Origin of the sequence: Oryzomonas japonica (genome assembly GCF_008802365.1) — a bacterium.
In the GTDB taxonomy this organism is placed as follows: Bacteria; Desulfobacterota; Desulfuromonadia; order Geobacterales; family Pseudopelobacteraceae; genus Oryzomonas; species Oryzomonas japonica.
This window is the reverse complement of the sequence record NZ_VZQZ01000001.1, coordinates 514,935-529,755: the sequence shown is the minus strand read 5'-3', so window position 1 is coordinate 529,755 and position 14,821 is coordinate 514,935. Positions and strand designations below refer to the sequence as shown.

12 protein-coding genes are annotated in these 14,821 nt (G+C 62.4%); 1 reads left to right on the top strand and 11 read right to left on the bottom strand.

What is annotated here, in order from left to right; all coding sequences use genetic code 11:
• Window positions 1-265: 265 nt before the first annotated feature.
• The 11 genes from argF to larB form a co-directional block, all read right to left on the bottom strand.
• Entirely contained in the window at window positions 266-1,177 is a 912-nt protein-coding gene (gene argF, locus F6V25_RS02355) for an ornithine carbamoyltransferase (RefSeq protein ID WP_151126849.1), read from the bottom strand.
• A 12-nt stretch (window positions 1,178-1,189) separates the two neighbouring features.
• Complete coding sequence (locus F6V25_RS02350) at window positions 1,190-2,386, bottom strand: acetylornithine transaminase (RefSeq protein ID WP_151126847.1); 1,197 nt, start codon at window positions 2,384-2,386, stop codon at window positions 1,190-1,192.
• Window positions 2,387-2,603: 217 nt separating this feature from the next.
• Window positions 2,604-3,482, bottom strand: a complete 879-nt coding sequence (argB, locus tag F6V25_RS02345; RefSeq protein WP_151127217.1) for an acetylglutamate kinase — start codon at window positions 3,480-3,482, stop codon at window positions 2,604-2,606.
• 238 nt (window positions 3,483-3,720) lie between these two features.
• The gene (locus tag F6V25_RS02340; RefSeq protein ID WP_151126845.1) at window positions 3,721-4,821 is read right to left on the bottom strand and encodes a hybrid sensor histidine kinase/response regulator; all 1,101 of its coding nucleotides are present in this window, start codon (window positions 4,819-4,821) and stop codon (window positions 3,721-3,723) included.
• Window positions 4,822-4,859: 38 nt separating this feature from the next.
• Window positions 4,860-7,505: an alanine--tRNA ligase gene (alaS, locus tag F6V25_RS02335; RefSeq protein WP_151126843.1), complete on the bottom strand. Its 2,646-nt coding sequence runs from the start codon at window positions 7,503-7,505 to the stop codon at window positions 4,860-4,862.
• A gap of 32 nt (window positions 7,506-7,537) precedes the next feature.
• On the bottom strand, window positions 7,538-8,020 hold the full coding sequence (locus tag F6V25_RS02330; protein WP_191966043.1) for a regulatory protein RecX: 483 nt from the start codon (window positions 8,018-8,020) through the stop codon (window positions 7,538-7,540).
• Window positions 8,007-9,161, bottom strand: a complete 1,155-nt coding sequence (locus tag F6V25_RS02325; protein WP_151126839.1) for a type IV pilus twitching motility protein PilT — start codon at window positions 9,159-9,161, stop codon at window positions 8,007-8,009. The genes F6V25_RS02330 and F6V25_RS02325 overlap by 14 nt, the downstream gene beginning before the upstream one ends.
• A gap of 97 nt (window positions 9,162-9,258) precedes the next feature.
• The gene (recA, locus tag F6V25_RS02320; protein ID WP_151126837.1) at window positions 9,259-10,266 is read right to left on the bottom strand and encodes a recombinase RecA; all 1,008 of its coding nucleotides are present in this window, start codon (window positions 10,264-10,266) and stop codon (window positions 9,259-9,261) included.
• Between the two features lie 211 nt (window positions 10,267-10,477).
• Window positions 10,478-11,728: a competence/damage-inducible protein A gene (locus tag F6V25_RS02315; protein ID WP_151126835.1), complete on the bottom strand. Its 1,251-nt coding sequence runs from the start codon at window positions 11,726-11,728 to the stop codon at window positions 10,478-10,480.
• Window positions 11,725-12,912 carry a nickel pincer cofactor biosynthesis protein LarC gene (gene larC, locus F6V25_RS02310; RefSeq protein WP_151126833.1) on the bottom strand — a complete coding sequence of 396 codons (1,188 nt, stop codon included), beginning with the start codon at window positions 12,910-12,912 and terminating at the stop codon, window positions 11,725-11,727. Before larC ends, F6V25_RS02315 begins: the two co-directional genes overlap by 4 nt.
• A gap of 1 nt (window position 12,913) precedes the next feature.
• Complete coding sequence (gene larB, locus F6V25_RS02305) at window positions 12,914-13,663, bottom strand: nickel pincer cofactor biosynthesis protein LarB (RefSeq protein ID WP_151127215.1); 750 nt, start codon at window positions 13,661-13,663, stop codon at window positions 12,914-12,916.
• A 221-nt stretch (window positions 13,664-13,884) separates the two neighbouring features.
• Between larB and F6V25_RS02300 the strand changes: the two genes are divergently transcribed.
• Window positions 13,885-14,775, top strand: coding sequence for a LysR family transcriptional regulator (locus F6V25_RS02300; RefSeq protein WP_151127213.1), 891 nt, complete (start codon window positions 13,885-13,887; stop codon window positions 14,773-14,775).
• Window positions 14,776-14,821 lie beyond the last annotated feature (46 nt).

Here is a 14,821-nt window from a genome sequence, read left to right as displayed (position 1 = left end):
AAAACGTCGCTGTTTCGTCAGGCCAGGGTGCCAAGGAAAATCAGTGCAGGCGTGGCAACACCACCTCGCACAAGGGGTTCCCGCAGGGCAACGCCGAGATGGCGGAAAAGCGGTGTTTCTACCCCACGGATGAATTGCCCAAAGAAGCGTCGATTTTTCGTCAGGTCAAGGCGCCCAAGGGAATCCGCGGAGGCGTGGCAGCGCCACGTCGCACAAGGAATTCCCGCAGGGCAACGCAGAGATGGCGGAAAAGCGGCGCTTCTATCTATCCCATGAGTGTGGCCATGATCGCCTTCTGCACATGCAGCCGGTTCTCGGCCTCGTCCCAGACCACCGAGTTTTTCCCTTCGATGACCGAGTCGGCGATCTCCTCGCCGCGGTGGGCGGGGAGGCAGTGCAGGACGATGGCGTCCGGCTTGGCCAGGGCCAGCAGGGCGTCATCCAGACAGTAGCCGGCAAAGGCCCGTTCCCGCTCCTTCTGCTCAGACTCCTGCCCCATGCTGGCCCACACATCGGTGTTAAGCACGTGGGCATCCTTGACCGCCGCCTTCGGATCGTCCGTCACGGTGATCCTGCCCGGGGCCTTGGCATCGGCCCAGGCCAGCACCGCCTGGTCCGGCCGGTAACCGGCCGGGCAGGCCAGGGCCAGGTCGAAGCCGAAGATAGCCGCCGCCTCGATCCAGGTGTTGGCCATGTTGTTGCCGTCCCCCACCCAGGCAAACTTCAGCCCCTCGTAGGTGCGCTTGTGTTCCAGGACCGTCAGCAGGTCGGCCATGATCTGACAGGGATGGAACAGGTCGGTCAGGCCGTTGATAACCGGCACGGAGGCGTAGCGGGCGAATTCGTCCACGATCTCCTGGCCGAAGGTCCTGATCATCACGCCGTCGCAGTAGCGGGACATGACCCGGGCCGTATCCCTGATCGGCTCGCCGCGCCCGATCTGGGAATCCCGGTTGGAAATGAAGAGGCCGTGCCCCCCCAGTTGAAACATCCCCACCTCGAAGGAGATGCGGGTCCGGGTGGAGGACTTCTCGAAGATCATGGCCAGGGCCTTGCCGTCCAGAAGCCGGTGGGGGACGCCCTGTTTCTGCTTCTCCTTCAGCTCCCGCGCCAGGGTCAGCATGCCGTCGAGTTCTGTTTTGTCGTAATCGTGCAACGCCAGAAAGTGCCGCGCCATTCTCTCCTCCGTTTATGCCCCGACCTCGGCCAGAATGCCGTCGAGGATCGCTATCATTTGTGTTATTTCCTGTTTGGTGACCACCAAGGGCGGCACGAAACGCAGCACCGTGTCATGGGTCACGTTGAGCAGCAGGCCGCGGCTGTGCCCCTTCTTGACGATCTCGGCACCGGGGATCGTCAGGCTCATGCCGATCATCAGGCCGATGCCGCGCACCTCCTTGACAAAGGGGTACTTCTTTCCCAAGGCTTTCAACTCGCCCAGCAGGTACTCGCCGATCTCCTCGGTGTGGTTGAGAATCCCCTCTTCCAGGATGGTGTGCACCGTGGCGATGGCCGCCGCGCAGACCAGCGGATTGCCGCCGAAGGTGGAGCCGTGGGTGCCGGGCACAAAGGCGGCGGCAAACTCGTCCCGGGCCAGCATGGTGCCGATGGGCGCACCGCCGGCCAGGGCCTTGGCCAGGGTCATGATGTCGGGAAGCACGTCGAAGTGCTCGTAGGCGAAGAGCTTGCCGGTACGCCCCATGCCCACCTGTACCTCGTCGAAGATCAGGATCAGGCCGTGCTGGTCGCAGATGCGGCGCACCTCTCGGAAGTAATCGGGTGACGGCACATTGACGCCCCCTTCCCCCTGGATCGGTTCCAGCATAACGGCGCAGGTGTTGGGCGTGACAGCCGCCTCCAGTGCGGTGACATCGTCGAAGGGGACATGTTTGAAGCCGTGCAGCAGCGGATCGAAGAAACGCTGCACCTTCTCCTGGCCGGTGGCGGAAACGGTCGCCATGGTGCGGCCGTGGAACGACTCGGCGGCGGTAATGATCTCGTAGCGTTCGGGGCCGAACTTGTCGCGGCTGTACTTGCGTGCCAGCTTGATGGCCGCCTCGTTGGCCTCAGCCCCGGAGTTGCAGAAAAAGGCCTTGTCGGCAAAGGAATGGCTGCACAACAACTCGGCCAGTTCGATCTGTTGCGGGATCTGGTAATAGTTGGAGCAGTGGATCAGTTCGGCGGCCTGTTTTTGCAGGGCAGCGACGACCGCGGGATGGCAGTGCCCCAGGTTGTTGACCGCGACTCCGCCGAGGAAATCAAGGTATTCCTTGCCGTCGGCATCCCACAGGCGGCACCCCTGCCCCTTGACCGGCACGATGGGGTAGCGTCCGTAGGTCCTCATGATGTATTTGTCCGACTTTTCTATCCATTGTTGTGTGTTCATTGCGTTTCCAATCTATGAAAAGCGTTTATTTGACCCTTCGCCTGAATTCGTGACGCCGGAATGCCATAGTGCCCGGAGGAGCCGGGGCCCGCACGCCGCCCTGTCGCACCAGATCACTCACGTGCTGGCACCCCGCCTGATCGTCGCAAACTCTTCAAACGCAAAGGCAGAGGCCTTCCGGACCAGCGGAGGCATGGAGGCGTCACGGATTCAGGTTTCATTTCACGATCTCCGTGCCGATGCCGCCATCGGTAAATATCTCCAGCAACACGGCGTGCTCCACCCGGCCATCGATGATATGGGCCTTTTTGACCCCTTCGTTCAGGGCGTCGGCGCAGCAGACCACCTTGGGGATCATGCCGCCGGTAATGGCCTCTTCCTCGATCAGGCGGTGCATGTCGGCCACGGCGATGCTGCCCAGAAGCGTGCCGTTCTTGTCCTTGACCCCCTCGATATCGGTCAACAAGATCAGTTTCTCGGCGTTCAAGGCGGCCGCCACCCGGCCGGCCACCAGGTCGGCGTTGATGTTGTAGCTCTCCCCTTCCGGTCCGACCCCCACCGGGGCGATCACCGGCAGGTACTTCCCGCTCTCCAGGGTCCTGATCAGGTCGGTGTTGACCTTGACCACATCCCCCACATAGCCGATGTCCACCAACTCGCGGGAGCCATCCTCCGCCTTGGCCTCCAGAAGCAGCTTCTTGGACAAAAGCAGGGTGCCGTCCTTGCCGGAAAGCCCGACGGCCCGGCCGCCGTGATGGTTCAGGTAGCCGACGACCTCCTTGTTCACCTGGCCCACCAGCACCATCTCCACCACCGACATGGTTTCTGCGTCGGTGACCCGCATGCCGCGAACAAACTCGGACTCGATCCCGTAGCGCTTGAGGGTCTGGTTGATCTGCGGGCCTCCGCCGTGCACGATGACCGCGTTGATCCCCAGGGACTTGAGCATGATCACATCCAGGGCGAACGAGGCCTTTAGCCTTTCGTCCGCCATGGCATGACCGCCGTATTTAATGACAAAGGTCTTTCCCGAAAAACGCCTGATGTACGGCAGCGCCTCCATCAGCGTATTGGCCTTCCCTATCAGGTGTTCCATCATCATAGAGCCGTACCTTGATCCCCTAAAAATAAAACTGCCGACCGGAAAGGTGGCAGTTTACCGTAAAGCGGGCAAAATCTCAAACAGGTTGTTGAAAAACGTCATGAGGAAGGCCGGATGCCAGGCGCCCGGAACGGAGCAGCCGAGGCATAACAGCCAGTTATGCCTCGGCTGCGAGTACCGCGCAACGCCGCAGACGGCTCTCCGCAATAGTTTTTCAACAGCCTGCAAAAGGTTATTGCAGCGGCAACGTCACCGTGACCGTACTTCCCCGCTGGGGCTCGCTGTCGATCGTAATGGAGCCGCCATGCTGGTGCACAAACTCGCGGGCGTAGAACAGCCCCAGACCGAAGCCCCGCACCTGACCGGCATTATCCGGGTCGGCTTGATAGAACTTCTCGAACACCTTGGACAACTCCTCCCGGGGGATACCGATGCCGGTATCGGAGACAACCACGTGCACGGCGTCTCCGGTGGTGCGCAACGTGACGGACACATGCCCGGTTTCGCCGGAAAACTTGTAGGCGTTTTCAATGACCTGCTGAAAGACGAAGGTAATCTTCCCCCGGTCAAGCCGCAGTACGGGCAGCGGCGATGGGTTGAACTCGGTTTCGATCCCCTCTTTGCGTTGCGATCCCCCTATGACCTCCACCAGAATGCTGTTCAGGTCGCACGGTTCCAGATTCAGCCCCTCACGCCCCTCCATGACCCTGCTGAAGGAGAGCAAGTCCGACACCAGACGCCCCAGATAGTCGGCCTCGTTATTGACCAGCTTGATATTCTGGCGAAAGTTCTGGTCGTTCTGATCGTAGATGCCCTTTTCCACATTCTGCAGAAAGAGCGAGATCGCGGTAATCGGGGTGCGCAGTTTGTGGGAAATCAGCGAGAGAAAGTTGCTTTTGAAGCGATCAAGCCGTTTGAGGCTGGCCAACTCCTCCCTGAGCCGCTTTCTGGCCAGGGACTTTTCTACGGCGGTCCGGAGCTGCAACAGGTTGAGGGGCTTGTTGATGAAATCGTCCGCTCCCTCCCTGAGGGCATTGAGAATGATCTCCTTCTGGGAAAAACCGGTCATGACGACCACGACCGCGTTGGGGTCCAGTGTCTTCACCTGGCTGAGCAGATCGATACCCGACCCACCCGGCATCATCACATCGGTCAGGATCAGGTCGCAATGTTCCTTCTGGTAGATTTGCAGCGCCTCTGCGCAACTGCCGGCCTGAAGGACATGATACTCCTTGAGGACCTTTTCGCACAACTCGCGGATAACCCGTTCATCATCCACGATAAGGACCGTTTCCGGCCGGTCCGACGACGGGGAGTCCTCGTTATGCAACATTTGCAAAGTCATTCCGCGACCTGTTCATCCTGTTCAGATTATGACCCCACCAGCTCCGACAGCATCTGTGCGGCGGCAGACAAGGCTTCTTCGAGCTTTTCGGGCTGGGACCCGCCGGCCTGGGCCAACTCGGGTTTGCCCCCCCCGCTGCCTCCGATGAGAGGCGCCAAACGCTTAATTATATCACCGGCCTTTACGGTGGCAATCAGGCCTTTGGTAACCGCCACCAGCAGGTTGGCCTTGCCCCCGATGGCGGCGCCCAGAACCACGACCCCCTCGCCAATACGGTCTTTCAGCGTATCGGAGAGATCGCGCAGCGCCTTGACATCCTCCACCGCCACCTTGACGGCCAGAAGCTTCATGCCGTGCACCTCTACGACCTGAGCGAGCAGATCGCCCGAGGCGGCGGCGTTGAGCTTGCCCTGCAGGGCCTCGATCTCCCGCTGGAACTCCTTCTGGCGGGCGAGGAGCCGCTCAAGCCGTTCCAGAGGGTTGCCCCCCTCGGCCTTGAGCAGCGCGGCCATGGCCCGCTGTTCATCCTCCATCTGCCGGACAAAGGCAAGGGCTCCGGTGCCGGTCAGGGCTTCGATGCGGCGCACCCCGGCGGCGATGCCGGTCTCGGCGACGACCTTGAACAATCCGATATCCCCGGCAGCGCGCACATGGGTGCCGCCACACAGCTCCATACTGACGTCGCCGACCTTGACCACACGCACCGTGTCGCCGTACTTCTCGTCGAAGAGCGCCGTAGCTCCGGCCTCGATGGCTTCCGCTATCTGCATCTGGTTCGTGACCACCTGATCGTTGCCCATGATGTAGGCGTTGACCAGGTCCTCGACCCGGCAGATCTCGTCGGCGGTCATGGCCGAGAAATGGGTGAAGTCGAAGCGCAGGCGATCGGCGGAGACCAGCGACCCGGCCTGTTTGACATGATCGCCCAGGACCTGGCGCAGTGCCGACTGGAGCAGGTGGGTGGCGGTATGGTTGCGGGCCGTGGCGTTCCGGGTGGCCTGGGCCACCTTCAGGTCCGCGGCGTCCCCCTTTTTGAGCGCCCCTTCCTTCACCACGCCATGGTGCACGATCAGATCGGGGTAGGGACGGCTGGTGGCGCATACCTCCAGATGGGCATTGCCGGTGGAGATGATCCCCACATCACCCTTCTGCCCCCCGGAGTCGCCGTAGAAGGGGGTCGTTTCCGTGATCACCCCGACCGAGTCGCCGGCGACCGCGGAGTCTACCTCGACCCCATCCCTGACGATGGCCACCACCGGTCCGTAGACCGACATCTCGTCGTATCCCACGAAGGTGCTGCGCACCCCGCAGTTATGAAGTTCCTTGAACACCTGGGCGATCCCCTCTTCTCCCGACCCTTTCCAGTGTTCCCGGGCCTGTTCCCGCTGTGTCCCCATGCAGGTCTCGAAGCCGGCCTCGTCGATGGTAAAACCCTCGCTCTCCACGATGTCCGCGGTCAGGTCGGTGGGGAAGCCATAGGTATCGTACAGTTTGAAGAGCGTGTCGCCCGGGATGACATTCTTCCCGGCGGCGCGCAGGGAGGCGACCTCATCGTTCAGGATGGCCAGGCCGCGGTCGAGGGTTTCCGCGAAGCGTTGTTCCTCGGCCAGGACGACCTTTTTGATGTAGGCCTCCCGCTCCAGCAGTTCCGGGTAGGCGTCACCCATCATGTCGCGGACCGCATCCACCGTATGGTAGAGCATCGGCTCGGCAAAGCCTAACATCTTGGCATGGCGTGCGGCACGGCGCATGATACGGCGCAGCACGTAGCCACGCCCTTCGTTGCTCGGCAAGGCCCCGTCGCAGATCAGGAAGGTTGTGGCCCGCGAATGATCGGCGATGACCCGCATGGAGACATCGTCCCTCTCGTTGGCCCCGTATTTTTTCCCCGAGAGCCGCTCCACGTGTCTGATGATGCCCTGCATCAGGTCGGTGTCATAGTTGGTGATGACCCCCTGCATAACCGCCGAAATACGCTCCAGCCCCATCCCCGTATCCACCGAGGGCCTGGGCAACGGCGTCAGAACGCCGTCGCTCGACCGGTCGAACTGCATGAAGACGTTGTTCCAGATCTCCATGTAGCGATCGCAGTCGCAGCCAACGGTGCACTCCGGGCTGCCGCACCCCGCCTCGGGTCCCTGGTCGTAGAAGATCTCCGAGCAGGGGCCGCAGGGACCGGTGTCCCCCATGGACCAGAAGTTGTCCTTCTCGCCGAAACGGAAGATCCGCTCCCGGGGAATCCCCTCCTGGAGATGCCAGATATCGGCTGCTTCGTCATCCTCTTTGTACACGGACACATACAGGCGGTTCTTGTCCAGCCCCAGATCCCTGGTCAGAAACTCCCAGGCATAGGCGATGGCCTCCTTCTTGAAGTAATCGCCAAAGGAAAAATTGCCCAGCATCTCGAAGAAGGTATGGTGGCGGGCCGTGCGCCCGACATTTTCCAGGTCGTTGTGTTTGCCGCCGGCGCGCACGCATTTCTGCGAGCTGCACGCCCGGGTGTACTCCCGCTTTTCCATCCCGAGGAAGCAGTCCTTGAACTGGTTCATCCCCGCGTTGGTAAACATCAGGGTCGGGTCGTTCTTGGGGATGATGCCCGAACTGGGCACCACCGTATGCCCCCGTTCGGCAAAAAACTTCAGAAAACGTGCGCGAATCTCATTCCCTGTCATCGGTCTCCTCATACACAGCACTCATGGTAATTTTAGTAAATTTCTTCAACCTTCAAAATCTTCATGATCGCCCCGAGCCCGAAACCGCGGCGCTGCAGGAAGGCGATTACCCGGCGTTTTTCACGGTCGTCGGCCGCGGCAAAGGAGAAACCGGGATACCGGCGCTCCATCACGCTCCGCAGGTCGTCCTGTTCGTCGCGTTCCTGGCGCAGACGCCCCAGGGTCTCCTCGACCAGTTCGGCCGGAACCCCGTGGCGGCGCATCTCCAGGCGCAGGCGCGGGCCGAAAAAACGGCCGCCGTTCACGGCCATCTCAGCGAAACGCTCGGCAAAACGGCGATCGCTGAGCCACCCCTGGCCCTCCAGACGGGCCACAGCCTCCTCAATCGCCGCTTCGTCAAATCCCCGCCGGGCCAATCTCTCCCGCATCTTCGCTGAAGTATAATCCCGTGGGGCAAGCAGCTTCAGCGCGTCCTGAAAGGCCCGTTCCGGGGACGACGGTTCAGAATTTTTCAATGTCGAGCTGCCGGGGCTCGCCGGCCTCTTCCTCCTGGGATTCGAAGCTTTCCCAGGATGCATCCGAGGTCGAGGAGATGCCGGATATCTTGAGGGCGAAATCGTCCGGGTTCGTGCTCTGGCGCAGGGCCTCGTCGTAGCTGATCAGGTTGGAGGTGTACAGTTTCATCAACGACTGGTCGAAGGTCTGCATGCCGTAGGTTACAAACCCCTGGGAGATGGCATCGTGGAGCTGTTTGGTCTTTTCCTTGTCGTCGATGTACTCCTTGACCCTGGCCGTACCGAGCATGACCTCCACTGCCGGGACGCGCCCCTTGCCGTCGGCCCGCGGCACCAGCCGTTGGGAGACGACCCCCTTGATGATCCCGGACAACTGGATACGCACCTGGCGCTGGTGGTACGGGGGAAAAACGCCGATGATACGGTTGATGGTCTCGGCCGCATCCATGGTGTGCAGGGTGGACATGACCAAGTGGCCGGTCTCGGCGGCGGTCATGGCGGTTTCGATGGTCTCGTAATCGCGCATCTCGCCCACCAGGATAACGTCCGGGTCCTGGCGCAGGGCGCCCTTGAGCGCCGCGGAGAAGCTCGGCGTGTCGGTGCCGACTTCCCGCTGGCTGATGATGCTCTTATTATCCCGGTGGAGAAACTCCACCGGGTCTTCGATGGTGATGATGTTGGCGGTGCGGTTCTGGTTGATGAAATCGATCATGGCCGCCAGGGTGCTCGACTTACCGGAACCGGTGGTGCCGGTTACCAGGATCAGGCCGCGCTCCTCCTGGCAGATCTTCTTCAGGACCGGTGGCAGGTTCAGGCCATCCAGCGACGGTATGGTGAAGGAGATGGTACGGAAGACCATGGCCACCGTGCCGCGCTGGCGGTAGGCGCTGACCCTGAAGCGTCCCAGCCCCGGCACGGCATAGGCCAGGTCCACCTCCGAATTTTCCTCGAACAGGCGCCGCTGACGGTCGTTCATCATGGCCTGGCACATATCCACGACCAGATCCGGCGAGAGGCGCTGGGTGTTGGGAATGGGGTGCAGTCGCCCATCGATGCGCACGATGGGAGGAAGGCCGGTTTTGATATGAATATCCGAGCCCTTGGCCTTGACGGCGATAGTCAGAATTTCGTCCAGATCCATGCGTGTCTCCCCAATTCAGATCTGCCGTGCCGGCGTGGATTCAAGATGATGAGCAGCAGGCGAAGCCAGCTATCTCAGCACTCGAATGCCGACCAAATCAGGCGGCCTCTACAGGCGCCGGCCCCTTGACCAGTGTCAGCAGCTTCCCTTCGATCTCGGCCAGGGTTTCAGGGTGTTCGGTCAGCCAGGTGCGGGAATTCTCCCGGCCCTGGGCGATCCGCTCCTTGCCGTACGAGAACCAGGCGCCGCTCTTTTCGATGATCCCTTTGTCCACCGCCAGGTCCAGCACGTCGCCGGTGCGGGAGATTCCTTCGCCGTAGAGGATGTCGAATTCGACCTCCTTGAAGGGGGGGGCGACCTTGTTCTTGACCACCTTGACGCGGGTGCGGGAGCCGATCACCTGGTCCCCCTGCTTGAGGGTGGCGATCTTGCGGATATCCATGCGCACCGAGGCGTAGAATTTGAGAGCATTTCCACCGGTCGTCGTTTCGGGGTTGCCGAACATGACGCCGATCTTCATGCGGATTTGGTTGATGAAGATGACGCAGCAGTTGGATTTGCTGATGATGCCGGTCAGCTTGCGCAAGGCCTGGGACATGAGGCGCGCCTGGAGCCCCACATGGGAATCGCCCATCTCACCCTCGATCTCGGCCTTGGGAACCAGGGCCGCCACCGAGTCGATCACCAGCACGTCGATGGCGCCGCTGCGCACCAGGGTCTCGGTGATTTCCAACGCCTGCTCGCCGGTGTCCGGCTGCGATACCAGAAGATCGTCGGTCTTGACCCCCAGTTTGCGGGCATAGCCGATGTCCAGGGCGTGCTCGGCATCCACAAAAGCCGCGATACCGCCGGTTTTCTGGGCTTCCGCCACGATATGCAGCGCCAGGGTGGTCTTGCCGGACGATTCCGGGCCGTAGATCTCCACCACCCGGCCACGGGGCACCCCGCCGACCCCCAAGGCCATGTCCAGGGAGATGGCGCCGGTCGAGATCGCCTCCACGCCCGGCAACGCCTCGTCATTGCCCAAACGCATGATGGCGCCCTTGCCGAACTGCTTCTCGATCTGGCTCAGGGCCAGTTCAATCGCCTTGTTTTTTTCCTGCATGGTTGTATGTCTCCTGAAAGTGGGATGAACGTGGATGAATGGGGGGTGTTACGGTAGCATATCCGGCGGTTTTCCCGCAAGGTTTTATACCGATTTCAAATCAAGGATGAAATCAAGGCGGCGAGGCTTGTGGCGACGAAGGCGTACAAAGTAGTACGTTGAGGAGCCGAAAACGAGCCAACGAAGATAGCGCCTTGATTTGGAATTGGTATTATACGGGAAACGGACTGCCGTCCGCCAGATAGCGCCTCACCCAGTCCAGGGCCGTCCAGGCGGTCAAGGTGCGCACATCCCCCCGGTTGCCGCCGAACCGGAACCCCTTGGTCCAGCAGCCGTCCGGCGTTGCCAGGGAGATAAAGACCGTCCCTACCGGTTTGTCCGCCGTGCCGCCGTCCGGCCCGGCAATGCCGGTCACGGCCAACCCCACAGCGCTTTCCGCCGCCGAGCGCACCCCGGTGGCCATGGCAACGGCGCACTCGGCGCTGACCGCTCCACGGGTATCCAGGACCTCCTGCGGCACCCCCAACAGGCGCTGTTTGGCGGCATTGCTGTAGGTCACCGCCCCCTCCAGAAAAAAAGCGGAACTGCCGGGCACATCGGTAAGCCGTTTGGCGATCAGGCCGCCGGTGCACGACTCGGCCAGGGCCAGGGTCAGACCGCGCCGGCCGAAGAGCCCGGCCACGACCTGCTCCATGGTCTCATGCCCTTCGGAAAAGATCGCTGACCCCAGCCGTTCCCGTACCAGATCCACCGCATCCTGGAGACGGGTTCGGGCCGCGGTTTCCGTATCCCCATCGGCCCGCACGGTTACGCGTATCCAGGGAAAGGTGACGCAAATACTCATCTGCACGGCATGGTTGCCGGAGAAGGCCCCCTTCAGCAGCCCGTCCACCTCCGGCTCGGAAAGGCCATAGACGTTCTGGAACGAAGAAAGAATCACCTTTTTGTGCATCACCCGTTCGCAGAGAAACGGCAGGACGGTATCGCTCAGCATCGGCTCCATCTCCGAGGGAACGCCGGGGAGAAAAAAGAAAAAACACCCGCCGTGGATGAAATGGAAACCGCAGGCGGTCCCGGTCGGATTGGGGATGATCGTCGCCTTGGTGGGGATCATGGCCTGCCGGTCGGAGGCATGGCCGCCGCCCAGCTTGGCCGTAAAGCTGCGGATATGCTCCTTCAACTCCTCGTTGACCACCAGGCGCCTGCCGGTGGCGTGGGCTGCCGCCAGGGCCGTCACGTCGTCCACCGTGGGCCCCAGGCCGCCGGTAACGATGACGGCGTCGCTCTTCAGGGCAAGTTCATTCAGGGCCTCGCCGATATCAGGCTCCGAATCCCCCACAACCATATGGCGCAGCACGCGAAGGCCGCATCCCAGCAGGAGTTCGGCGATGCGGCCGGCATTGGTGTCGGTCACCTCGCCGCTGATCAACTCACTGCCGATGCTCAGGGTGGAAACCCTCATGACGCCTCCCCTCCGGCCTGCCGCCACGCCACCACCTGCTCCATGACCTCGCGGCAGGGGATGCCCCGTTCCCGGGCGATGCGGCGGCAGTCCTCGTATTCCGGGGCGGCCCGCAACAACAGGCCGCCATCGGAGACCAGCTTGAAGCGCACGGGGCCCAAAGGGGTCTGCAGTTCCTCAACCCGCCGCTCCAGGACGATGCGGCCGGCAGGATAATGGCGCAGGCCGATGGCCGTGGTCTCGGCCAGCACCAGCCGCGCCAGGTTTTCCAACTCTTCCGGCCGGCAGAGGAAGGAGAGTTGCGTTGCCGGCCGGTTCTTCTTCATCTGCACCGGCGTAAAGAACACATCCAGCGCCCCCTCCTCGAAAAGCCGCTCCATCACGTACCCCAGGACCTCGGGTGTGGAATCGTCGATGTTGGTCTCGGCCACCACAACCGCATCGCCGCTTCCCCGTTTCTCTTCAGCCGTGCCGAGAAAGGCCCGCAGGATGTTGGGGCAATCGCTGAAATCCTTGCCGCCGGCGCCGCTGCCGATCCGTTCCAGGCGCATGGCCGGCCTCTGCCCCGTCCCTGCGGCCAGGGCGGCGATGATGGCCGCGCCGGTGGGGGTGACCCGCTCGCCGTCGCCGCATGCGCCATGCACGGCCAGGCCGTGCAGCAACTCCGCCGTGGCCGGGGCCGGCACCGGCAGCCGGCCGTGGGCGGTCTCCACGAAACCGCCCCCCAGGGGCAACGCCGCGGCAGAGACCTCCGTAACGCCCAGGTAATCCAGACAGATGGCCGTGCCGACGATATCGACGATGGAGTCCACCGCCCCCACCTCGTGGAAATGGACTTCCTCCAGCGGTACGCCGTGCACCGTGGCCTCGGCCTCGGCCAACCGCCGGAAGATGCGCCGCGCCCGTTCCTTGACCGAATCGGTCAGGGAGCTTGCGGCAATCATTGCGTCGATGCCGCCGTAGTGGCGGTGGGTGTGGTGGTCGTGCACGGCCACGTCGAACTTGAGGGCCGGAATGTGGCGCCGTTCGGTACGGCTTGTGGAGAGGGCGTAGGAGTCGGGGGGGAGGGGGAGTTTTGCCAACCCTGCTTGCAGGTGTTCCAGCGGCACCCCCAAATCCAGGAGCGCCCCCACGGTCATGTCGCCGGAGATGCCGGCGTAGCAGTCAAGATAGACGATTGTCATGTTAGGCCCTGTTGATCAGCGAAGCCGCGCAGGCCGCGCCGAAACCGTTGTCGATGTTGACCACCGTAACCCCGGCGGCGCAGGAGTTGAGCATCCCGAGAAGCGCCGCGATGCCGCCGAAGGCTGCTCCGTAGCCGATGGAGGTCGGCACGGCGATGACCGGCTTGTCCACCAGCCCGCCCACCACCGTGGGCAGCGCCCCCTCCATGCCGGCCACCACGATGATCACCGAAGCGGCGGCAAGCTCTTCGTGCCGGGCCAACAGGCGATGGATGCCTGCCACGCCCACGTCGTAGATATGCTCGGCCTCGTTGCCCAGAAAACGAGCCGTGACCAGCGCCTCGGCCGCCACCGGCAGATCGGAGGTCCCGGCCGAGACCACCAGGATCGTTCCCCTCCCCTTGGCCTCCGCCGGCCTCTGCTCCAGGGTCAGGCACCGGGCATTGGCGTGGTACAGGGCGCCGAAAAAGGTTCGTTGAATCCGCTGCGCCTTGTCCGCATCGATCCGCGTCACCAGGACGTTGCTGCCGTTTTCCGCCATGGCGCCCATGATGGCGATGATCTGCTCGTCTTTTTTCCCTTCGCCGAAGATGACCTCGGGCATGCCCTGGCGCAATTCCCGGTGGTGATCCACCTGGGCGCACCCCACGTCCTGGAACGGCAACTGCCGCAGCCGCTCAAGGGCCTGCTCGACCGGGACGGTACCCTCTTTGACGGAATCCAGCAATAGTTTGAGTTGATCGGGGGTCATAGTCATTTTACCTCTCGAACCTCGTTTATACACCACGCCCCCAACGCTTTCCACCTGAAATTTCCGTGAATTGCGACAAGGGGAAATCCGTATTATTTGCAAGGACAGAGGCTGTGGATAAAAATTGTTGTTGCAGGTCGGGATATTGGTTTACTGTTATGCCCGATCCAGGGAACCGGGCGGCCCAGGCCGCCGGGAATAGAGCGGACCAGCGAGACACCATGATTATCGACCCCTTGTCACTCAAACTGTTCGTCGCCATCGTGGAAGAGGGCACCATCGCAGGGGCGGCGGAACGGGAGCATATCGCCGCGTCGGCCGTCAGCAAGCGGATCAGCGAGTTGGAGGAGGGCTTCGGGACCCCCCTGCTCCACCGGACGAACAAGGGGGTTGCCCCGACCGATGCGGGGATTACCCTGCTGCAACTGGCGCGAGGGGTCCTGCACGACATGAACAACCTCTACGTGCAGATCAGCGAATACTCCAGCGGCGTGCGCGGCCATGTCAGGTTGTGCGCCAACATCTCGGCCATCAACCAGTTCCTGCCGGCGGAGATCAGGTCGTTCATGGACCTGCACCCCCAGATACACGTGCACCTGGAGGGGGCGATCAGCGAGACCATCATGAAATCCGTGGCCGAGGGGGCTGCGGACGTGGGCATCATCACCATGGGGACCTACCGCCAGGATCTGGAATTCCTGCCGTACCACTCGGACCAGCTCATCGTCATCACCCCCAAGGATCACCCCCTGGCCCAGCGGAGGTCCGTTTCATTCCAGGAGACCCTGGAGTTCGATTTTGTCGGTCTGACCGTGGGGAGCGCGCTCCACAACCAGGTGCTGCGGGCCGCCCAGGAACTGGACCGGACTCCCAAGCTGCGTATCCAGGTGAACAGCTTCGATGCCCTCTGCCTGATGGTGGAGGCCGGCCTGGGCATCGGGATCGTCCCCAAGGGTGCCGCCAAGCCTTATTTCAAAGGACTGCGCATCCGCCCGGTGGCCCTGGATGAACCCTGGGCCCGCCGGGAGTTGAAGCTCTGCGTCCGCTCTTGCGATGCCCTGCACGCCGCCGCCCGGCTCCTCGTCGATCATCTCAGACAACCGGAAACATAGGGGGTTGCCATCGCCGTTCACGATGGCAACGTCACCATATACTGCT